Raw genomic sequence first — 23,261 nt, 5'->3', positions numbered from 1 at the left:
TATCGCACCCGAGGTGATTACAGTCATGAAATTAAGAAATAAGTTATTTATAACCTTTGCAGTACTTGTATTAATACCTCTTATAATTATAGGAGTAGCGGTTCATCAAATTTTTGCTACCTCTAAAAGCGAGGAAGTAATAACGAAAACAGAAAACACGATTATTCAATTAAATCAAAACTTGGATTTAATGATGGAAGATGCAGCAAGAGATACCTTATCAGTGTTATATAATAATAGTCTGTTAAATATTCTAAGAGAATATAAAAGGTACACACCGGTTTTTTACAAAAACTACAATCATTCCAATTCCTTTTCGCTATTTTTGTCGGCTTCTTTATATAATAAAGAACAAGTGGATGGAATCCATGTGTTCACTAATAATGGCCAAACGTTTAGTCATATGGATGATTATCGAATTGATAACTCGATTGATTTAGAAGCACAAGAATGGTATTCAAGCGTGCGGGAGAGACAAGGAGATTGGATGGTTTTACCTGAACATATTCCAACTTATTATAAAAAAAATGATGAGTCTTATGTGAGCTTGATTCGGTTATTAAGAGATCCCAATGATAAAAAACAATTAGGGTTCATTAAAGTGGATTTTTCTCCTGGATACTTAGATAAAATTACCGAGCAGCTTCCTAGCGAAAATTGGCAAATTTTTCGTGAAGGTAAACCGCTATTTCAAAAGGAAAGGGATCAGTTGCTATTAAGCTGTAATGCAAATGGCAAGTGGATTGAAGATACACAGTCCAGCGAAGAATATTTATGTGTATCAAATACATCTAGTAAAACAGGGATTCAAATCAGTAATGTCATCCCTAAAACTTATTTATATAGTGAAATTAAAGACTTTAATTTTCTATTAATTACAGTGTTAGTGATTTCATTGTTTGTATCATTAATCTTGTCTTACTTCATGTCAAACTACTTACTGAAGCCTCTTGAACTATTAAAAAAACGGATCAAAGAGTTTCAAGTCAACAAGATGTCTAATCAAATTAGTGTCGAATCTAAAGGGGATATTGGTGAGTTGGGAGGGGCTTATAACTATATGTTAAGTGAGATAAACTCCTTAGTTGAAGAAACGTATGAATTAAATAGAAGAAATTCAGAAGCGGAGTTTAAAGCATTGCAGTCGAGGATGGATCCTCATTTTATCTTTAATGCGCTGGAATCGATTAATATGACAGCAATTGCACGTGGTCAACTCGAGTTGTCGGATATGATATCTGAACTTGGAAGATTAATTAGATATCGACTAAGAAATGATGAACAACAAATCAGTCTTAAAGAGGAAATTGATTTTACTGAAACATATGTAGCGATTATGAAGCGACGATTAGGTGATTCACTTGTAGTTGAATGGAATATAGCTGATGGAGTAACAAGTTATCAGGTACCAAAGTATATTATTCAACCACTGATTGAAAATGCGATTGCTCATGGCTTCGACAGTCAAATGGAAGATATCACGATAACGATTAAAATTGAATTAGAAGGTGGTAAGCTTCAGATTGCTGTTTACGATAATGGTACTGGAATTGGATATAAAAGATTACAGAAGATAAAAGAATCAATCAATAACAGTATTGTGAAGGCTGAAAATCAAGCAGATAGTACTAGTCAAAATAATGGGATCGCACTAGAGAATATTGCGAGCAGATTAAAACTGATACATGGTGAAAATAGCAGGTTGTTCATAAATGCTGAGCCAGGTAAAGGCACGAGAATAAATATCGTTATTCCAATCGAAGAGTAGGTGATGAGCTTGAAAAATGTATTGTTAGTTGAGGACGAACAAGTTATTAGAGTAGGAATTAAAGCTTTATTGGAAGATGTCATCACCGGCTATAAAGTGATGTGGGAAGCTCCCAATGGGCATAAAGCGTTAGAACTACTTAATGTAGTGATTCCGGATATCGTAATTACAGATATTCGAATGCCAGAAATGAACGGAATTCAATTCATCACGTTGCTAAGAGACAAACTGCCGCAAGTTCCTGTAATTGTCATTAGTGGCTATGATGATTTTAATTATGCGAGGGATGCGCTCAAATTGGGAGTTAAAGACTATCTGTTAAAGCCAGTCAATCGCAGTGAGTTAGCTAGTATTTTACACAATATTGCAAAAGAAGATAAGAGCAAAAAGTCAGGTTCAAATAACTCTGAAGAATCGCTACATATTCGTCAAATAAAAGAAGTAATTGAAACCCATTTAGAAGAAGATCTGACATTAAGCTTCATATCTAAAACGTTAAATCTTCACCCTAATTACATTAGCCAACTTTTCAAACAACAAACAAAGGTTAATTTATCTGATTATATTGTAACTAAAAGGATGAACAAAGCAGAGAAACTACTGGTAGAAACGAAGCTTAAAATCTATGACATTGCAAATCTTTCTGGCTATTCAAATCCGAAACATTTTGCGTCCGTATTCAAGAAGGTTATTGGTAAAACTCCAAATCAATATAGAGAAGAAAGATAAATTTTCTTAATAGATAAGAAGGCATAAAATTTTGCGCCCTGATGTCTAGTTCCAGCGCCTAGCCCCTCGAGGCGCTTGCAATTTTCTTAATATTACAAACCTTTTCTTAAGATACCTATATTATAAAGCGCTTACAACCTTGTTACAATGATTACAAATGAAAGGGGGAGTAACATGAGATTTAAAAAACAGTTAATTTTAGTGTTAGGTTTAGTATTTCTTATACTTTCTGCATGTAGTAGTGATAGTGGAACGAGTTCGGAGGAGGATTCGGATAGCGGTAGTGACGATAGTAGTACTACAGAAGATAGCAGTTCAGACAATGCTAGTTCAGAAGAAGAGGTTGAATTAACATTTACTACCTGGGGAAATGATCAGCATATTGAGATGTATGAGGAATTGTTAACAGAATTTTATGAGGAGAATCCACATATAAGTGTGACGGTTCAAAGCATTCCTCATGGTGATTATCAACAGAAGTTGTCCGTATTGGCTGCGGGTAACGAATTACCTGATGTTGGTTGGGTTGCTGAACGAATGGTCCCTCAATTTGTAAACAATAACATCATGACTGACATTTCAAGTTTCCAAGATGATCCAGACTTTGATTTTGATGATTACATTCCATCGACTTTAGAATTATGGCAACATGATGGGGAATTATTGGGATTGCCTTTCTCAACACCACCAATGATTATGTATTATAACGAGACCATGTTTGAAGAGGCTGGACTCGAAACGCCGAAAGAATTAGCGTTGAAAGATGAGTGGACATGGGAACAGTTTGAGGAGTCTGCTAAAGCATTATCTAGTGGAGATGGTACCGATAGAACATATGGTGCACGGTTATTTAATGAATGGACGAACTTTTCAACGATGCCATCGCACACCTTATCATTTGGAGGAGAAATGTTCTCTGATGACATGTCAGAGTTTACCTGGAATTCTCCTGAAGGTGTAGATACGTTCGCCATGCTTGATCGAATGATTTTTGAAGACGAGTCACATGTACCACCAGGCGAAAGTTTGAATTTTGAAAGTGGTCAAGTTGCCATGTTCCCGTTTATGTATAGTTACATTGCAAATGTTAGAGGAATAACTGATTTCGAGTGGGATATTGCGCCATTACCTAAGGGCCCTGAAGGAAGATATCCACTATTAGGGCAAGCTGGTACTGTTGTTTTTGAAGGCAGTGATCATCCGGAAGAAGCTGAGAAACTATTAAAATTCTTAGGTAGTCAAACTGGTATTCAGGCACAATCTGCCTTCTTCGTCCCACCTAGAAAGAGTGTTTTAGAGTCAGACGAATTTATTGAGATACCAAATAATCCTTCTAGGGAGTCAATCGAATTAGCGGTAATTGACCAAATGAATAATGGCTACATCTATCCACTTCATGAGGATTGGACCAAGATTGAAAGTGAAATAATCAGTGGTTTTGACCAACTCTTCTCAGAGATGGCTCCACCAGAGGAAATACTTCAAGAAATGGAAGAAAAGATAACTCCATTGTTACAGTAATAGAATCAGTATGATGAAATTGACTAAATTAGAAAAAACAATCAGGCTGCCCGAGATTATCTTGGCAGCCTGATGATATAAGTCAACAATCAAGGGAGAGTGAGTTTGATGGGATCATCTTTAAGTGAATTGTTAAAAAGAAAGGATATGCCTATTATCGTTAGCTTGCCTGAAAATGATTTAAAGTTAGCGCAGGCTGCAATTGAAGCTGGAGCGGATGCGCTCAAGTTTCATATTAATGTGTTTCATCGTGCTAGTGGAAATGAATTTAAAAGTCTAGCAACATATAAAGAATTTTTTAATCAGGTAAGAAGCAGTTTCAAAGGGCCTCTAGGGACTGTAATTGGTGACGATATTGAAAAGGTTAAACAAGTAGATATTGAACAATTAAGCGAGGTAGGCTTTGATTACTACTCATTATATGCAAAAGACATTCCGTCTACTGTTTTAAAGCAGAATGTGCTAGCAAGTACTGTGGCAGTTGATAATACATTTAGCACGGGTCAGCTAAAAGCAATTGAATCGTTTGGAATGGAGGCGATTGAGTTATCTGTAGTTCGTAAGGAAGACTACGGGAAAAGTTTGAATTTCGCTGATATGATCACTTATCAGGATTATCGAAACAGTACAGACTTGCCACTTATCGTTCCTTCACAGAAAAAGTTAGTCCCTGAAGATCTAACAGTACTTAAGGAAATCGGTATTAACGCAGTTATGCTTGGTACAGTAACAGTAGGTACTACTGCTGAGTCAATCTATCAGACTGTTTCTATGTTTCAAAAACATAATCAAAATATATCAATAGCACAGGGATGATTATATGTCGTTACCAATCAGTACAAATCAAAAAAAAATAAATAGTAACTTTAAAAAAAGACGGTTGAATAGTAAGGGCAGAGATACATTAGCGGGTTGGCTATTTATTTCGCCAATGTTGGTAGGATTTTCCGTTTTCATGTTTGGTCCATTACTCTATGCGATGTTTATGAGTTTGCATGAATGGCCATTACTCGGGGATGCGACATTTCTTGGGATTGAAAATTACCGAAGTTTAGTTAGTGATGATACTTTTACTACCTCGTTAATCAATACCTTGTTGTTTAGTTTAGGGTTAGTACCGTTAAACATCATTCTTGCGATGCTTTTGGCGACATTGTTGAAGGAGAAATTCGTGGGAATTGGTTTTTTTCGAACAGCGATATTTGTTCCGGTAGTTACATCACTAATTGTCTGGGCAATTGTCTGGAAATACCTGCTAGCACCTGAACTTGGTTTCGTTAACCAAATGCTAGCGTTTGTCGGGATTGATGGTCCGACATGGTTATTTAACCAAAATACCGCTCTACCAGCTGTCGTTGTAGTCAGCGTGCTTAAAAATGTAGGGTTAAATATGATTTTATTCTTAACGGCTATGCAACAAGTACCTGGAGAACTATATGAAGCGGCAGAGCTTGACGGGGCAACGAGGTCTAGGCAGTTCCGCAATGTAACGCTCCCGTTAATTACGCCAACTATTTTTCTGACGATGATTATTACAACAATTGGAGCAATGAAAATTTTTGGTCAAATTTACGTGATGACTCGTGGTGGACCAGGAGACAGTACTAAGGTGCTCGTTTATTATATTTGGGAAACCGCATTTAGGCATTTTGAAATGGGTTATGCTTCTGCCTTAGCATTTGTACTGTTCTTTATCTTGTTAATTTTTACCGTTATATCATGGGTAGTAAGGAAGAGGTGGGTTTTTTATGAGGATTAAAAAAGGATTGATAGGTAAATATATAACACTTCTGCTGATCACTAGTTTAATGATCGGTCCTTTGATATGGATGATTGCTACCTCATTGAAGGAACCCACAAGGATTTTCACACAATTCTTTCCAAACCCGATTAGATGGGAAAATTACACCGAAGTTTTAAGTCAAGTAACCTTTTTAAAACAGTACTGGAATAGTATTTATATCGCTGTCGTCGTTACCCTTTTAGTTCTTGTATTTGCTTCGATGGCAGGCTACGCCTTCGCTAGAATAAAATTTGCAGGTAGTAGTTTCCTATTTATTTTATTTTTAAGTGTAATGATGATTCCTCCAGAAGTAACAATCATTCCATTGTTCTTATTTATGAGGGACTTAGAGCTAGTTAATACGCATTTTCCGCTAATGATTTTACCTGTTTTTGGTGCGCCTGGTGCGTTCGGAATCTTTTTAATGAGACAATTCTTTTTAACTATTCCAAAAGAATTAGAGGATGCTGCTGTCATGGACGGCTGTACAAAGCTTAAGATTTACTGGCGAATTATGTTGCCATTATCTGTTCCGGCACTATCAACACTTACTATCTTTACGTTTATAACGAACTGGGATGAGTTTTTATATCCGCTAATCTTCATTAATAGTAGGGAACTGATGACATTACCTGTTGGACTCTCACTATTTACCGACGAGACAGGTACGGCATGGCACCATTTAATGAGTGCAACTACGCTAGCTACGATACCTTTATTAATTGTCTTCTTCTTCGCACAGAGGAAATTTATTGAAGGGATGACAGCTGGTAGTATCAAGTAAGTTTGTTAAGGAGGAATTTCATAGATGAGTTTGGATAATCTTCACTATTATGTTCCAGTCGAGAAATCTAGTAATCCAGAGAATATAAAAAAAGACTTAATTATATACGGTGCAACTCCGGCTGGAATTACAGCTGCTGTGCAGGCAAGTCGATTAGGGCTAACTGTTGCGATCGCAGAATTCAGCAATAATCTAGGAGGAATAACGGCAAGTGGATTAGGTGCAACAGACCTAGGTGCTAAGGATGCTGTTGGCGGGTTGTCACGGGAATTTTACCGGGAAATGGGTACCTATTATGGCAAAAGTGAACAGTGGACATTTGAGCCAAAGGCAGCTAAATATGTGTTTGAAAAGTGGATAAAAGATCATAATATAGCAGTCTATTTTAATCAACACCTTGATGAAGTATTAATGGAAGACGGAAAAATAACGAGGATTACGATGGAAAATGGTCACAGTTATACTGGCGATGTCTTTATCGATACAAGTTATGAAGGTGACCTACTAGCAAAAGCAGGTGTTTCTTATTTTGTTGGGCGCGAGTCGAATTCAACCTATAAAGAAATCTATAACGGCGCCCACTTTGGTAGTCCTCATCATAAATTCGAGAAATGGATTGACCCTTATGTGATTGAAGGAAATAAAGAAAGTGGTGTCTTACCAGGAATAACTGAAACAGATCAGGACTCACTTGGATTTAACGGTCAAGGCGATAACAGAATCCAGGCCTATAATTTCAGGATTTGTCTTACAAAAGACCCAAAAAACCGTCTTGCTTTTCCAAAACCAGCTAACTATGATTCGAATCGATATCTACTATTATTGAGGTATATCAATGCAGGTTACTGGGATGCGATGAATCTTCACACAATGATGCCAAATGGCAAATCTGATTTAAATAACTATGGTGCTTTCTCAACCGATAATATTGGTATGAATTACGAGTGGCCAGACGGAGACTATCAAACTCGTGAAAAAATATTTCAAGACCATGTGACTTATGATGTTGGTTTGCTTTATTTTTTAGCTAATGATTCGCGTGTTCCAAAGCATATTCGTGAAGAGGTAGCTGAATGGGGATTACCTAAAGATGAGTTTGAGGATACTGGGCACTGGCCACATCAATTGTACATCCGAGAGGGTAGGAGAATGATTTCCGATTACGTGATGACAGATAATAATAGTTTACGACAGACAACGATAGAAGATTCGATTGGGATGGCCTCTTATCATATGGATTCGCATCACTGTAGGCGAGTAGTGATCGACGGAAGGTGTGTGAACGAGGGAGATGTTGAAATCCCAATCTCTCCATATCCTGTATCTTATCGATCGATTCGCCCGAAATCTGAGGAGTGCACCAATCTATTGGTCCCAGTCTGTTTATCGAGTTCACACATTGCTTATGGTTCAATTCGAATGGAGCCGGTATTTATGATACTTGGACAGTCTGCTGGTATTGCAGCAGCCCTTTCAATTAAAAATAAATCAACCGTACAAGAGGTGGATTACCAGGAACTACGAGAAGAGCTTCTCGTTTGTGGCCAAGTATTGGAATGGGATGATTCCGTTGTGGATGATCCGGTTGAAAGGATGAAGGAGACGCTCGGGAAATCGAATTAAACAAGTCAATAAAGTTGGCTAGTATTGATAGTGCGATGTAATTTTTAGTTCCACTCTGATGAAATAGAGCGCACCTGAGTGAGAATAAATCCGGTTTGAGTGCGCAATCTGGTACGCCGAGTGAGAATAAATCCGGTTTGAGTGCGCATTTTGGTACGCTGAGTGAGAATAAATCCTGTTTGAGTGCGCATTCGGGACGCAGAGTGAGAATAAATCCTGTTTGAGTGCGCATTCTGGTACGCCGAGTGAGAATAAATCCAGGTTGAGTGCGCATTCCGAGACGCCGAGTGAATAAATCCAGGTTGAGCGCGCATTCTGGTACGCCGAGTGAGAATAAATCCAGGATGAGCGCGCATTCCGGTACGGTGAGTGAGAATAAATCCAGGTAGAGTGCGCATTCTTGGACGCTGGGTGAGAATAAATCCAGTTTAAGCGCGCAATCCGGGAAGCTGAGTGAGAATAAATCCAGGTAGAGTGCGCATTCCCAGACGCATACGGTCGCTTCGGCAGAGTCTAAAGCCTCAGAATCAAAGAACGATTCTACTCGTGCTGTTCCTACAGAACCAGAGAAAAGGTAACAATCTTTAAGAAAACCTAAATTTATCGAAGGAGGAAATTGATTGAAGTTAATAAAAAACATTATTGCGTTGGCTCTTGTTTTTGCTTTTTTCTTCCCAGCCGTTACTAGTGTAGAGGCTAACTCAGATAAGGATTTAGCTAAGTTATTAATGGTACCTTTAGATGATCGACCGGCAAATCTGTATTTTCCAACACAGGTTGGAAAGTCAGCAGGTATTGAGGTCGTTACACCACCTGAAGAAATGATTGGCTATTACACAGAGCCTGGTGATGGACAAGAAATAAGTAAATGGTTACTTGAAAACGGTGATGATGCAGATGGGTTTGTTATTTCAACAAGCATGCTTGCCTATGGTGGCTTGATCACATCAAGAACAGGTGAAAAATCGTTAGAAGAGTCACTTGATAACATTCAAGTACTAAAAACAATCAAGGAACAGTATCCTGATAAACCGCTTTATGTTTATGACACGATTCAAAGGTTAGCTGTTACAGCAATTAGTGAAGATTATGCCCAGTATTATTCACAAGTACGTGAGTGGGCAATTCTCTATGATAAGGTTCATAATCTAGGTTTTGAAGATGATCGTGAACAATTAGAAGAATTAGAAGCGAACATACCAACGAGTGTTTTAGAGGATTATCAAGCTGCCAGAGCGCGGAATCACGAAGTAAATAAAACGCTAATTGACTGGGTTGACGAAGATTACATTGATTATCTTATTCTTGCACAGGATGATGCTGCTCCATTTGGATTACATCGAGCCGAACGTGAAATATTAGTGGAAAAGACTGAGACTTTGCAAGTTGAAAATAAAGTCTCTGTATTCCCTGGAGCAGATGAAGTAGATGTAGTGCTTACTTCGAGGTTTGCTGCCGATTTATTTAACGAAGCTCCAAAATTTTATGTGCAATATGGAGGAGTTCATGGTCGAGATTGGACTGCACCATTTGAAGACACAACCTTTGATGAAAATGTAGAAAAGCATATTATCTCTGCAGGAGGGTTGCTTACTGCAGATCAATCAGAAGCGGATATTCATCTGATCTTAAATACGCCTTCTGAGACAGACGGTGAAAGACAATCCGACATTAACGGCATGGTAGATGAAATTAGTCGCTTAATTTCAGATGATAAGCGAGTGGCTATTGGCGATGTACGAGTTGTTAATAAGGCTGATGAAGCATTTGTAAATGAACTTGCTGAGCAAGTCGATTTAACGAAAATTCATGCATACAGCGGATGGAATACAGCTGGCAATGCTCTTGGAATTACAGTTGGTCACGCATTAGCAAGAGATGCTTTTCTTGCGCAAGAGTCTGGTTTTGGTGTTCCTTTGTACCAACAAACTGCACAGGCACATTATGAATTTTTACTACACCGATTCTCCAAAGATCAAGGCTACAAAAATGTTGTCCAAGGAGCTGCCAATCAGTATATTGCTCAAATAGGCGCTAATGCTTGGAATTTAGGAGAAGACTATCAAGAAGTGAATGAATTTGTCAAAAATAATCTTACTGAACAAACGGAAAATTGGTATCAGCATTTTGATGGCAAAAGTGTTTATATTGGTTCTAGAGGAAACAAGGATTTCTACAATACAATCACTGAACTGGAAGATGTACACGTAGAACTACCATGGCCTAGAACTTTTGAAGCAGAATTAGAGCCAACGCTAAACTTGCAATAGCTTTGGCAATTAGAATACTCCATCCTAGATGGAGTATTGCTATTTCTATAAAAAAACTACATGACTAATAACGAGTTTACATAAAAGAGGAGATGTTTTGATGATAGAGAAATCAGACCTTAACCAGTTTGATATGTTAATTTATGGAGGTACATCTGCAGGAGTGATAGGTGCTGTTCAAGGCACTCGAATGAATAAAAAAGTAGCATTGATTGAACCTTCTCATCGCTTAGGAGGACTGAGTAGTGGAGGACTAGGAGATACTGATTTCGGTGAAAAGTCAGTCATCGGAGGGCTGTCAGGTGAGTTTTATTCTAGAGTCGGTGCTAAATATAACAAGCAAGAACCGGCACTATTATTTGAACCCAAAGTCGCGCTTGAAGTATTTGAGGATCTTGTTAAAGAATATGATATTCCAGTTTTTTATGGAGAAAGATTAAGGGAGAAAAAGGGCGTAACTACGTCAGGAAATCAGATTGAATCTATCGAGATGGAGTCAGGGAAAGTATTCAAGGCGAAAATATTTTTGGATATGACCTATGAAGGCGACCTGATGGCCCAAGCTGGGATTACCTATGTGACAGGTAGAGAGTCAAATAGCCAATATCAAGAAACGTATAATGGTATTCAAACAGCCACCGCTGTTAAAAATCAACTTCCGTTAGGGGTCGATCCTTATGTCATCCAGGGCGAACCGTCTAGCGGACTGCTTCCAAGCGTTAACCCCGCACCAGAGAATCAGGATGGTGAAGCGGATAACCGGATTCAAGCATATTGTTATCGGATGTGTCTAACCGATGTACCAGAGAACCGGCTGGTGATAGAAAAACCAAACGATTACGATGAACGCGAATTCGAACTATTATTCCGATCTATTGAGCAAGGGGAAAAAACATTCTTTAAATTTAACGGGGTACCTAATAGGAAAACAGACTCGAACAATGACAGTGGCTTCTCGACGGATTATATTGGTATGAATTATGATTATCCGGAGGCAAGTTATCTGGAACGTGAACGAATTGCCAAAAAGCACGAAACATATCAAAAGGGTCTAGTATGGACGCTTCAAAACCATCCAAGAGTACCAACTGAAATCCGCGAGCGCTTTGCACCGTGGGGCTTGCCATTAGATGAATTCGTTGAAAATGACCACTGGACTCCGCAACTCTATATTAGAGAATCAAGAAGAATGGTAAGTTCAGTGGTGATGAATGATAATCACATTATGAGTAAACTACCGATAGAAGATTCAGTTGGACTTGGCGCATATACGATGGATTCACACAATGTTCAACGCTATGTGGATGAAAAAGGTAACGTTAGAAATGAAGGTGACGTCCAAATCCCTATTCCAAAACCCTATCCAATTAGTTATCGCTCAATGATTCCATTAGAAGAAGAATGTACAAACCTGATGGTGCCCGTATGCCTGTCAGCTTCACATATTGCTTATGGCTCGATCCGAATGGAACCCGTATTCATGGTTTTAGCTCAATCAGCCGTAACAGCAGCCGCATTAGCTATTGAGGAACAGATAAGTATTCAGCAAGTGAATTATCAAAAACTAAGTCAAAGACTAGTAGAAGATGGACAGATTATATCATTCTAATTAAGGCGGCCGACTAGCCGCCGTTTCTTCATTTATTGGTGGCAATGGAATGAGCGCTCGCCTTGGATTTATTCTCATTCAAGTCGTGGAATGCGCGCTCGTGCTGGATTCATTCTCACTCAAGGCTAAGGAATGCGCGCTTGCTCGTTCCTAGATTTTGATTGCACTTTAATGATGGATCTTATTAATAGATAAGTAGAGATAATTAGGTGAACTTGGAATCTTAACGAGTATCGAAGTTCTAGTTAATGAAATTCCTCTATTAAATAATTTATTGTTGAGTTGGATTTACTTTCATTCAAGGTCTTAATCTTATTTAAACTTCAGCACTTATTACTATTCTTGCAAAATAGTGGTAGGATTAGGTAAATAGACTAGCAAAAATAAGGGGCGATCACCTTGCGATTTAGTAAAGAAGCGGTTGCTATTACTTCGACAATAATGTTACTTGTGGCTCTTGGCGCTGGAGGTCTTTTTCTTGGTAAAAGTATTTTAGATGGGAAGACTGTTTTGACTAATCAAAATAACTCAGTTCAGACTAAGTTAGCAAGTAGTCATCTGCAGCGTGAAATCACTCAAAATTTAACAATAGCTGGAGACAGTTTATCAATTGAAAACTTTATAGATAGAGATATAGAGGAAGAGGAGGAGTTGGCTGCTGATTTGCAGTCTGAACTGGATGATACGGAACCAGTCTCGGATTCAACAAGTCCTTCGTCAACTGAATCTATTAGAGATGTCACTGAAACTAAAACTACCGAACCAAAGAAGACAGCGGTTAATAGAAGTAATCAGTCGAACAAAAGTGCAAATAATTCAGATTCGGAAACTGATGAATCCGAGAAACAAAACGAATTAGAAGAGTCTGAAAAAGAGACGGAGCCGGAAGAATCCGAACCAACTTCAGAGACAGATGAACCAGTCAAAGAAGGATTAGACGAAGAAGAAACTGAATCAAATCCGGAGCAAGAAGAATCAGATGAACAAACACCTGATTCCGGCATTTCTGAGCCATCTGAGGATGATGCCACAGCAGATCCGAATGAAACGGAAGAATCTTACGATTCAGAGTCTGATAAACAGTCAACTGATCCGGAAAAAGTTGAAAATATGGTTGATTCTATTTCAGAAGAAACTGAATAAACCTTGGATAGAGCCGAGTTGTGAAAAAATACATTCAAATCTCCTAAAGCTTCGTAATGAGCATTTAGATCCAAGTGAAAGAGTAACGACATTACCTCAGTCTTAGAAACGATGAGTAGTTATCACCCCAAAACCTGCCACATTATGGGAATTAGGGGTGTTATATGGTAGAAAAGTATGATACAATTCTAAATAATTAAATAATCGTACGAAAAGGCAAACTCATTGAGAAGTGAGGACGCAAAACTACAGGGGCTTAAGTTTAACCGACGAAGCTAGCCAGCTACCGAATACTATTACACCTCCGTGCGATTAAAGACTCCAGGGTGTTTTTTTATGAAGTTTTTTCACCAAGTACTGTATAATTACTACTCAACCATTTATCCGGATTGTATAAATGAAGATTTCAAAAATAGATTAATGAGTAAGATGATATACCATCAAACAAAATTGATAGTTAAGTAAAAAGGCACCTTTGGGTGCTTTCATTATTATGGTTTATTCTCATTCGCGAGTAAGAAATGCGCGTTCAGCTATGATTTATTCTCATACAAGAGGTAGAAATGCGCGTTTAGCTAGGGTTTATTCTCATTCAAGTGTTCAGAATGTGCGTTCGTAATTAATTGTAATCATTCATGAGTAATTCCACTTATCTCACATAAAAAATATGTCGCCAGCAATCATATTATGTTATAATCTCGTTTATATGCGATATAAATAAAATTATACTATAAACTCATTATTATTAACCCGGAGGTACTTGCATGGAGGAAACGATTTCATTAAAGGAAATATTTGAAGTATTAAAGAAACGGATGTTGTTAATTATTTTGCTTATGGTGGGTGCAGCCGGAATTAGTGCTATTATAAGTTTCTTTGTTTTAACTCCAACCTATGAGTCTAGCTCACAGTTTATTGTTAGCGAAAATAATAATCAAACAGAGAATGTTGATATTAACGAGATTAGATCAAATGTTGAAATCATCAATACGTACAATGAGATTATAAAAAGCACAAGAATCCTAGATGAGGTAGTAGATGAATTGGGTCTATCTATTTCTGCCGGAGCGCTTAGTAACAAAATTAATGTCTCGAATGCGCAGAGTTCTCAGGTAGTGACAGTTACAGCAACTGACATTGATCCAAACATAGCAGCGGATATTGCCAATACAACGGTTGAAGTATTTCAAGATGAAGTACCTACGTTGATGAATGTAAATAATGTAAATGTTTTATCAGAGGCAATTGTTCCAGCAAATCCTCAGCAAGTAAGTCCGAAGCCACTACTAAACATAGCGATTGGGCTCGTACTTGGAGCAATGGTCGGTGTTGGGTTAGCATTCTTATTGGAGTACTTAGATAATACAATTAAAAATCAAGCGGATGTTGAAAATAGATTAGAACTTCCTTTACTTGGGGTAATTCCTCATGTGAAAGACGAAGACTTAGTAACTAGTCAGTTTAACCATGCTGCCAAAAAACGTAGAGTAAGGGGAGAGTTCGATGGCCAGACGAAAAAATCTGTTTAAAAACAATGCTAGACATTTAATAACTAAGACCAGCCCTCATTCCCCGATTTCGGAACAGTACCGTACGGTTCGAACTAATCTACAGTTTTCACAGGTAGATGGTGATCTGAAAACGATGTTGGTAACATCAGCTGGGCCATCAGAAGGTAAATCTTCGGTAACTGCTAACCTTGCTATTGTCTTTGCGCAACAGGGTAAAAAAGTACTGCTGATTGATGCGGATATGAGAAAGCCAACATTACATTATACATTTCGGGTTGATAATAGAAGTGGCTTAAGTAATGTACTTGTAGGTGAGAGAGCGCTAGATGAGTCTATCGTCTCTTCGGATGTACAAGACTTGGATATTATGACATGTGGACCGATTCCACCAAATCCTTCTGAGTTGTTAGGCTCAAAGGCAATGGAGAAAATGATTCGTGATGCTTCAGAACAATATGACTTGATTGTCTTTGATACGCCACCAGTACTTGCTGTTACCGATGCACCGATTTTAGCGAACATTTGTGATGGTGTGCTAATGGTTGTAAGAAGTAAGCAAACAGAGAATGAAGCGGCACAGAAGGCGCGTGATCTACTCAAAGCTGCTAAGGCGAAACTGCTAGGTGTTGTTTTGAATGATGTCGAGCAAAAGAAAGACAATTATTATTATTACTATGGCACAAAATAAACTATATCAAAAAGATTCTACTTTTGTTTAAGAGTAGAATCTTTTTTTGTTTGCGCTTTTTATGCTATAAACGTTATCGTGACAATATCCCTATCATTTTATAGGGTCTATTTGACCATATATTTACCATAATTCGACAAAACCTCTCATACACTTTATCAAAAAACTTTGTTATACTTTGAATAGTTTAATTTGTTCTATATAAAGCACGGAATGGGGTGTGGGAAGTTGATTGATATACATAGTCATATATTACCAGCGGTCGATGATGGAGCGAAACATATGGAAGAGAGCTTGGCAATGGCAAAAGAGGCTGTCAATCAAGGTATTGATACAATAATTGCGGCTCCGCATCATATGGATGGTAGATTTCATAATTTTAAAATGGAAATAATGGAAAATGTTAAAGAATTGAATGAAAGATTAGTAAAAGAAAATATTTCGGTAACAGTGCTGGCTGGTCAAGCGACGCGTATCAATGGGGAGTTAATTAATAGTATTGAACAAGGTAATTTATTGCCATTAGATGAAACGAGCGGATATCTACTATTGGAACTACCAACGAATCATGTACCGAGATATGCTAGTCAGCTTATCTTCGATTTACAAATTGAGGGGTATCGGCCGATTATTGTTCATCCTGAACGGAACAGGACGTTAATCGAAAGTCCGAACCATTTGTATAATCTAGTGAAGAATGGTGCGCTCACTCAAATAACTGCTGGTAGTCTCGTAGGGCAGTTTGGTAAGAAAGTTCAAAAGTTCAGTCAACAATTGATTGAGGCGGACTTAGTTCACTTTATTGCAACTGGAGCCAAAGATAAGGGTATGATTTGTTTAAAACAAGCATATCGGGAAATTAACAAGACATATGGGAAATCTACATTTAATTATTTTATTCAAAATGCAGACGCATTAAAGGAAGGTGAGTCTGTCATCGGACATGAACCTCATCGAATCAAAAAGAAGAAGCTGTTCGGAATAATCTAATAGGTTAGAACCTAACCAATAATTGCGGAAACGCTTTATTGGTTTTTTATTCCTTTTTTACTATTAATCTGATTAAAATCTGACAAACTTCGACAAGAAGTCCTGTTTAATATCTATTGATAACCTGATATACTGATAATAATTAAGAAAAGTATGCTATTTTAATAGAAACGTTAGAGAGGATGTCGAACATGATTGACATACATAGTCATATTCTGCCACAAATAGATGATGGAGCTAGTCATATGGAAGAAAGTGTATCAATGGCTAAAGAAGCAGTAGCGCAAGGGATACATACTATTGTTGCAACTCCTCACCATTTAAATGGAAGATATGAAAATTATAAAATGGATATCGTTGAACTAGTAGAGAGACTTAATGAACGATTACTAGAAGATAACATTCCTTTAACAGTTCTACCAGGTCAAGAAACGCGGATAAACGGAGAGATGATTAGCGATTTAGAACAAGGAGACCTGCTGCCTCTTAATATAACGAGTGGATACTTATTTGTTGAGCTCCCTTCAAGCAATGTCCCCAGATATACTAGTAAACTTCTATATGACTTACAACTCCACGGAATTAAGCCAGTAATTGTCCATCCTGAACGTAATAAAGAATTAATGGAGAATCCTGATCAGCTGTATGAGTTTGTCAAAAATGGAACATTAACTCAGGTAACAGCAGCGAGTGTAGCTGGTAAATTCGGTAAAAAAATTAAAACATTCTCACATCAATTAATTGAATCTAATTTAACGCATTTTATTGCTTCAGATGCACACAACACAACAACTCGTGGGTTCTGCATTCAAGAAGCCTTTGCGGATATAAAAGATAACTATGGCAATTCGGTTGTTTATTATTTTATGGAAAATGCACAGTATTTAATCAACGGAGATACTGTTGTTGGTGATGTGCCAGAACGAGTTGTGAGAAAGAAATTCCTTGGGTTGTTTTAGTGGATAGAAGATATAATTTTAATTATTGTTAATAATAGGTAATTTTACAGGTGAATTGTAGGATTACTTATTTACTATATTATTGATTTACTATATTATGAAGAAATGGAATAAAATTGCAATCTAATGGTCGGCAACTAGCTTGATAGTTCAATCTAACTAGTTGAAAAACTATTGAATTAATATAGACTACGGTGAACCTTTCGTCACCCCCACACTAGAATACATATAATCGAACAGGTCTAATTGGAACATAACTATAGTGGGACTTACCGTAATTGGCGGTTTCAACTTAACGAACAGGGGGAATTAATATGAAAAAAGTAACGAAAGCAATTATACCAGCAGCAGGTCTTGGTACACGATTCTTGCCAGCGACAAAAGCAATGCCGAAAGAAATGCTGCCGATTGTAGATAAACCAACGATTCAGTACATAGTAGAAGAAGCAGTTGCATCTGGGATTGAAGATATTATTATTGTTACGGGTAAAGGGAAGCGTGCGATAGAGGATCATTTTGATAACAACTTCGAATTAGAAGACAATCTAATAAAAAAGGGTAAGTTTGACTTGCTTGAAAAAGCAAAGCACCCAGCAAAGGTTGAGATTCACTATATAAGACAAAAAGAACCGCTAGGGTTAGGACATGCTGTTTGGTGTGCGCGCAAGTTTATTGGTAATGAGCCATTTGCGGTACTGCTTGGTGACGATATTGTCCAATCGGAAACGCCGTGTTTGAAACAGCTAATGAACCAGTATGAAGAAACCGGTGGGTCTGTGATTGGTGTTCAGCAAGTACCTGAAGACGAAACACATCGTTATGGAATTGTAGATCCTAGTGGTCAAGAAGGTCGTCGTTACTCGGTGGATCACTTTGTTGAGAAACCAGAAAAAGGCACAGCACCTTCTAACCTAGCAATTATGGGTAGATATGTTTTGTCACCGAAAATATTCGACTTTTTAGAAAGAAAGAGCGTTGGTGCTGGTGGGGAAATCCAGCTAACTGATGCAATTGAAATGCTAAATGAAAATCAAGGTGTATTTGCCTATGACTTTGAAGGCAAACGTTATGATGTTGGTGAGAAGTTAGGATTTATTCGGACAACAATCGAATTTGCTTTAAATGATAAAGAGTTAGGTCCTGATGTTGAAAAAATCCTTAGAGAATTAATAGCCCAGGATGTTAAAGGGTAACATCAATCAGATGTTTACCCCCTTGAGAAGGGATTGGTTAGATGAGTTATCGAAAACGATTAGCATTGCTCGTGCTTCTTGATTCGTTAATAGTCAGTACAGCTATTTTTATTGCGCTATGGATCGCCTATCCTAGCACGATTGGAGCGTTACAGCTAGATGCGATCATCATTAGCGCAATTGCACTTTTATTATTTCATCATTTATTTGCTACTGTCTATAAGCTATACAATAAGGTTTGGTCCTATGCTAGTGTGGGGGAATTGGTTGTAATCGTTAAGGCGATTACCCTGTCGATTCTAGCAACAGGAATTGTCCAATTCATAGTAAATGATTTTTCAATTTATCGAAGAGCATTACTTGTTACGTGGATGCTCCATATTATTTTAATTGGTGGATCGCGGTTTGTTTGGCGTATCTTCCGGGACCGTTACATCGCAAGCAATGATGTAAATCAAAAGCGAACACTGATCATTGGTGCTGGGGCAGCTGGGGCAATGATTGCTCGTCAAATGAAAACAGAAAATAAAAATGCAGAGCTATACCCGGTTGCTTTTGTCGATGATGATTTGTCTAAGCAAAAGATGCAATTATACAACTTACCTGTTGCAGGTAGTGTCAAAGATGTCCCGCAGCTAGTTACTGATTTAGATATTGAACATATTATAATTGCGATTCCGTCGCTACACAACGGGGAACTGAAAAAAGTTATATCGATATGTAATGAAACAAAAGCCAAGGTGCAGATGCTTCCTAAAATTGAGGATATTATGTCGGGGAAAGTATCGGTAAGTACGTTAAAAAATGTCGAAGTCGAGGACGTACTCGGACGTGAGACTGTCGAACTTGATATCAACACAATATCTGAATATGTTACAGGAAACACAGTTATGGTGACCGGTGCAGGTGGATCAATCGGATCGGAAATATGTCGACAACTGATGAGATTTACACCAAGTAAAATTGTCCTTGTTGGCCACGGGGAATTCAGTATCTATAACATAGATATGGAGCTTCGTGAACAATACGGTGATACAGAAATCGAGATCGTTCCAGTGATTGGTGATGTACAAGACCGCACGCGGATATTTAATATAGTAGAAACACACAAACCTACGATTATCTATCATGCTGCAGCACATAAACATGTCCCATTAATGGAATATAACCCGCATGAAGCGGTTAAAAACAATGTGGTTGGTACCAAGAATGTTTCAGAGGCTGCTGACACGTTTGGTGTGAAGACATTTGTACTTGTATCAACGGATAAAGCAGTTAACCCAACAAACGTTATGGGTGCAACAAAGAGACTAGCGGAAATGGTGATTCAGGATTTAGCAACGCGGAGCAAAACAAAAATAGTTGCTGTCCGGTTTGGTAATGTACTTGGAAGCCGTGGTAGTGTTATTCCGTTGTTTAAAAAGCAAATTGAAAAAGGTGGACCAGTTACCGTTACTCACCCTGATATGACGCGTTATTTCATGACAATACCTGAAGCATCACGACTTGTTATTCAAGCAGGAACACTCGCTAAAGGTGGAGAAATATTTGTCCTTGATATGGGTGAACCTGTAAAGATCGTTGATTTAGCACGCAACCTTATTAAACTATCAGGCTATACAGAAGATGAGATTCCAGTAAAGTTTGCCGGAATTAGACCAGGTGAGAAGATGTTTGAGGAACTGCTTAATGAGAACGAGGTATTGCCTGGTGAGGTTTATGAGAAAATCTATGTTGGTCGAACCGTTGAGGTTGATTCGGTTAGACTACTAGACTTGATTGATCGGTTTAATGGGTACTCTGATGTTGAATTGAAGGATGCTTTGATGGGGATTGTGTTTGCGGAACGGGAAATGGTTGTGGCTGAGGGGTCTTAATAAAAGTAGTGCTTTTATTAAAAAGAAATATTTTAAATTTAAAAGTAAAGTTCTACCCAAGCGGAGAGGTGATTTCATGAATGTATACCCAAAAATTAAAAGACTATTAGGATTCTTCCTGTCATTGACAGCATTGGTTATACTTTGGCCGGCATTTTTAGTTTTAGCAATCCTTATTAAATTAGATTCAAAAGGTCCTTTATTCTTCAAACAAAATAGAATTGGGAAGGATAAGAGTCACTTCTATATCTTAAAGTTCAGGACAATGAGAGTAGATACTCCTAAAGATATGCCGACGCATATGTTGGAAAATCCTGATATGTTTATTACGAAAATGGGTAAATTTCTTAGAAAAACCAGTTTAGATGAGTTGCCACAAATTATAAATATCCTTAAAGGCGATATGTGTATCATTGGTCCTCGGCCAGCACTTTGGAACCAGTATGATTTGATTGAAGAAAGAGATAAATATGGTGCTAATGATATCTTTCCAGGTCTGACTGGTTGGGCACAGATTAATGGTAGGGATGAGCTTCCAATAGATATTAAAGCTAAACTTGACGGAGAATATGTTAGAAAAATTGGATTTAGAATGGACGTTAAATGCTTCTTCGGGACCATCGTGAGTGTTGTGAAAAGTGATGGTGTTGCTGAAGGCCAATCTGATGTTAAGAAGGAAGTTGCTAGTACTAAGGAGCACACGTCAAAATGAAAAAGATACTGATAACAGGATCTAACAGCTATATAGGAAACAGCTTAAAAAGTTGGTTGGAAAAATACCCCGATGATTATTCTATGGATGCTATAAGTGTTAGAGATAACTCATGGAAAAAAAAGGATTTTTCGAAATACGATGTTGTGTTCCATGTGGCTGGGATAGCACATGTATCGTCAGACCCTAAGATGGAAGATATGTATTACCAAGTGAATCGCGATCTTACAATTGAGACTGCAAGGAAGGCTAAGAGTGATGGCGTTAAGCAGTTTATTTTTATGAGTAGTATTATAGTCTATGGAGATAGTAGTAGCGACAAAAGAGTGATAGATAGAAATACTGAACCAAAACCAAGTAATTTTTATGGAAACAGCAAGCTTGAAGCGGAATTGGGCATCAATCCCCTTGAAAATAATAACTTCAATGTTGTCATAGTGAGGCCTCCGATGATATATGGAAAGGGCTCAAAAGGAAACTATCCTAAACTTGCTAAAGCAGCTCAGAAACTCCCTGTGTTTCCTAACATTGATAACCAGCGCAGTATGCTTCATATAGACAATCTTTGCGAGTTCATTCGGTTAATGATGGAGAATGATGAAAGTGGACTTTTTTTCCCGCAGAATAGTGAGTACGTAAAGACTAGTGAAATGGTAAAGATGATTGCTGAAGCACATGGAAAAAAGATTAGATTAACAAGAGTGTTCAATCCAATCCTAAAGCCAATTATTGGGAAAATAGGGATTATAAATAAGGTGTTTGGTAATTTAGTTTATGATACAGGTGTTAGTGACTATAAAGAAAATTATCGTGTTAAAGGTATGAAAGAGACAATAATAGCAACAGAAGAGTAAAGTTGAAAGGGTGGACGGGATTGAAAAAACATATTTTAGTTATTGCACAGTACTTCTACCCTGAAGAATTTAGGATAAATGATATTTGTAGTGAGTGGGTAAAAAGAGGATATAAAGTTACGGTAATAACCGGTATACCTAATTATCCACATGGAAAATTTTTTGAAGGATACGGGCTTTTTAAGAAAAGAAAAGAAACATACAATGGCGTTGAAGTAATTAGATTACCTCTTATACCAAGAGGAAACAATGCTATTATGTTAGCTTTAAATTATTTATCATTTGTCGTTTCAGGTTTCTTTTGGAAGGTTTTTACTAGTTTAAAAGCTGACTATGTATATATTTTTGAAGTATCGCCGATGACTCAAGCGTTACCAGGTGTATGGTTTGCGAAGAAGAGAAAGATACCCTGTTATTTATATGTTCAAGATTTATGGCCGGAAAATGTAGAAATAGTAACAGGAATTAAGAATAAATTTGTGATTGGCACAATTGGTAAAATGGTAGATTATATATATATACATTGCGACAAAATATTCACAACCTCCGAAAGTTTTGTTAAAGCTATTGTTAACCGCAATGTAGAAAAATCAAAGGTTGAGTATTGGCCGCAATATGCGGAGAGTTTTTATCAACCAGTTGTAGGTTTAGATTTTTTAGAAATACCAAATGACGATCGATTCAACATTACATTTACTGGTAACATCGGGACTGCTCAAGGATTAGATGTGTTGCATAGAGCTGCGAGGATCTTGAAAATTAAAGGATATGAAAATCAAATCCGTTTCAATATTGTTGGAGATGGTCGATATAAAGACACACTTGTTGAGCATATTAGACAAATGAAATTAATAGATATGTTTAATTTTATTGATCGGCAACCAGCAGAGAGAATCCCTATTATTATGAGTCATAGTGATTCAGCGTTCTTGAGTTTTGCAAATAATAAATTATTTAATATGACTATCCCAGCTAAACTCCAGTCATATTTAGCTTGCGGTAAACCGATCTTAGCATCAGCAAGTGGTGAAACAAAAAATATAATAGCCACATCAAAGTCTGGATTTTGTACTGAAACTGGGGATGAAGAAGAATTAGTAAACTCAATTATTAATTTAATGAGCTTAGAAGAGAAGGAACGAAAAACTATGGGGGAAAATGCTCGTTCATTTTATGAACAGAATTTTGATAAAAAGTATCTTCTGGATAAAATGGACAAGAACTTTCAATAAAAAAAGTCGGAGGAT

Annotated in this window: 19 protein-coding genes and 1 riboswitch; all 19 genes read left to right on the top strand. The window is 37.5% G+C overall.

Annotated features, from left to right (window positions below):
* Positions 1 to 25 precede the first annotated feature (25 nt).
* Complete coding sequence (locus LD272_RS08520; RefSeq protein WP_226036178.1) at positions 26 to 1,768, top strand: histidine kinase; 1,743 nt, start codon at positions 26 to 28, stop codon at positions 1,766 to 1,768.
* A 9-nt stretch (positions 1,769 to 1,777) separates the two neighbouring features.
* On the top strand, positions 1,778 to 2,497 hold the full coding sequence (locus LD272_RS08515) for a response regulator transcription factor (RefSeq protein WP_226036177.1): 720 nt from the start codon (positions 1,778 to 1,780) through the stop codon (positions 2,495 to 2,497).
* Between the two features lie 174 nt (positions 2,498 to 2,671).
* Positions 2,672 to 4,018, top strand: a complete 1,347-nt coding sequence (locus LD272_RS08510; protein WP_226036176.1) for an ABC transporter substrate-binding protein — start codon at positions 2,672 to 2,674, stop codon at positions 4,016 to 4,018.
* Between the two features lie 108 nt (positions 4,019 to 4,126).
* Complete coding sequence (locus tag LD272_RS08505) at positions 4,127 to 4,834, top strand: hypothetical protein (protein WP_226036175.1); 708 nt, start codon at positions 4,127 to 4,129, stop codon at positions 4,832 to 4,834.
* 4 nt (positions 4,835 to 4,838) lie between these two features.
* A complete protein-coding gene (locus LD272_RS08500; protein WP_226036174.1) occupies positions 4,839 to 5,777 on the top strand; it encodes a carbohydrate ABC transporter permease in 939 nt (312 codons plus the stop codon).
* Complete coding sequence (locus LD272_RS08495) at positions 5,767 to 6,585, top strand: carbohydrate ABC transporter permease (protein ID WP_226036173.1); 819 nt, start codon at positions 5,767 to 5,769, stop codon at positions 6,583 to 6,585. The genes LD272_RS08500 and LD272_RS08495 overlap by 11 nt, the downstream gene beginning before the upstream one ends.
* Before the next feature lie 24 nt (positions 6,586 to 6,609).
* Positions 6,610 to 8,208, top strand: coding sequence for an FAD-dependent oxidoreductase (locus LD272_RS08490; protein ID WP_226036172.1), 1,599 nt, complete (start codon positions 6,610 to 6,612; stop codon positions 8,206 to 8,208).
* Between the two features lie 620 nt (positions 8,209 to 8,828).
* Positions 8,829 to 10,478 carry a DUF4127 family protein gene (locus LD272_RS08485; protein WP_226036171.1) on the top strand — a complete coding sequence of 550 codons (1,650 nt, stop codon included), beginning with the start codon at positions 8,829 to 8,831 and terminating at the stop codon, positions 10,476 to 10,478.
* A gap of 100 nt (positions 10,479 to 10,578) precedes the next feature.
* Positions 10,579 to 12,087: an FAD-dependent oxidoreductase gene (locus LD272_RS08480; protein WP_226036170.1), complete on the top strand. Its 1,509-nt coding sequence runs from the start codon at positions 10,579 to 10,581 to the stop codon at positions 12,085 to 12,087.
* A gap of 399 nt (positions 12,088 to 12,486) precedes the next feature.
* The gene (locus LD272_RS08475) at positions 12,487 to 13,230 is read left to right on the top strand and encodes a hypothetical protein (RefSeq protein WP_226036169.1); all 744 of its coding nucleotides are present in this window, start codon (positions 12,487 to 12,489) and stop codon (positions 13,228 to 13,230) included.
* Between the two features lie 205 nt (positions 13,231 to 13,435).
* A riboswitch (cyclic di-GMP riboswitch) is annotated at positions 13,436 to 13,521 on the top strand.
* Between the two features lie 473 nt (positions 13,522 to 13,994).
* Positions 13,995 to 14,759, top strand: a complete 765-nt coding sequence (locus LD272_RS08470; protein WP_226036168.1) for a YveK family protein — start codon at positions 13,995 to 13,997, stop codon at positions 14,757 to 14,759.
* Entirely contained in the window at positions 14,734 to 15,429 is a 696-nt protein-coding gene (locus LD272_RS08465; RefSeq protein ID WP_226036167.1) for a CpsD/CapB family tyrosine-protein kinase, read from the top strand. Before LD272_RS08470 ends, LD272_RS08465 begins: the two co-directional genes overlap by 26 nt.
* Positions 15,430 to 15,657: 228 nt before the next feature.
* Positions 15,658 to 16,419, top strand: a complete 762-nt coding sequence (locus tag LD272_RS08460; protein ID WP_226036166.1) for a tyrosine-protein phosphatase — start codon at positions 15,658 to 15,660, stop codon at positions 16,417 to 16,419.
* A gap of 191 nt (positions 16,420 to 16,610) precedes the next feature.
* Positions 16,611 to 17,378, top strand: a complete 768-nt coding sequence (locus LD272_RS08455; protein WP_226036165.1) for a tyrosine-protein phosphatase — start codon at positions 16,611 to 16,613, stop codon at positions 17,376 to 17,378.
* A 314-nt stretch (positions 17,379 to 17,692) separates the two neighbouring features.
* Entirely contained in the window at positions 17,693 to 18,571 is an 879-nt protein-coding gene (gene galU / locus LD272_RS08450) for a UTP--glucose-1-phosphate uridylyltransferase GalU (RefSeq protein ID WP_226036164.1), read from the top strand.
* A gap of 41 nt (positions 18,572 to 18,612) precedes the next feature.
* Positions 18,613 to 20,448: a polysaccharide biosynthesis protein gene (locus tag LD272_RS08445; RefSeq protein ID WP_226036163.1), complete on the top strand. Its 1,836-nt coding sequence runs from the start codon at positions 18,613 to 18,615 to the stop codon at positions 20,446 to 20,448.
* 76 nt (positions 20,449 to 20,524) lie between these two features.
* A complete protein-coding gene (locus LD272_RS08440; protein ID WP_226036162.1) occupies positions 20,525 to 21,160 on the top strand; it encodes a sugar transferase in 636 nt (211 codons plus the stop codon).
* The gene (locus tag LD272_RS08435; protein ID WP_226036161.1) at positions 21,157 to 22,014 is read left to right on the top strand and encodes an NAD-dependent epimerase/dehydratase family protein; all 858 of its coding nucleotides are present in this window, start codon (positions 21,157 to 21,159) and stop codon (positions 22,012 to 22,014) included. Before LD272_RS08440 ends, LD272_RS08435 begins: the two co-directional genes overlap by 4 nt.
* Positions 22,015 to 22,034: 20 nt before the next feature.
* Positions 22,035 to 23,246, top strand: coding sequence for a glycosyltransferase family 4 protein (locus LD272_RS08430; protein ID WP_226036160.1), 1,212 nt, complete (start codon positions 22,035 to 22,037; stop codon positions 23,244 to 23,246).
* Positions 23,247 to 23,261: the final 15 nt, after the last annotated feature.

Source organism: Aquibacillus saliphilus, from assembly GCF_020404745.1.
In the GTDB taxonomy this organism is placed as follows: Bacteria; Bacillota; Bacilli; order Bacillales; family Amphibacillaceae; genus Aquibacillus; species Aquibacillus saliphilus.
The sequence above is the reverse complement of the archived record's forward strand: the minus strand, read 5'-3'. Positions and strand labels throughout refer to the sequence as shown.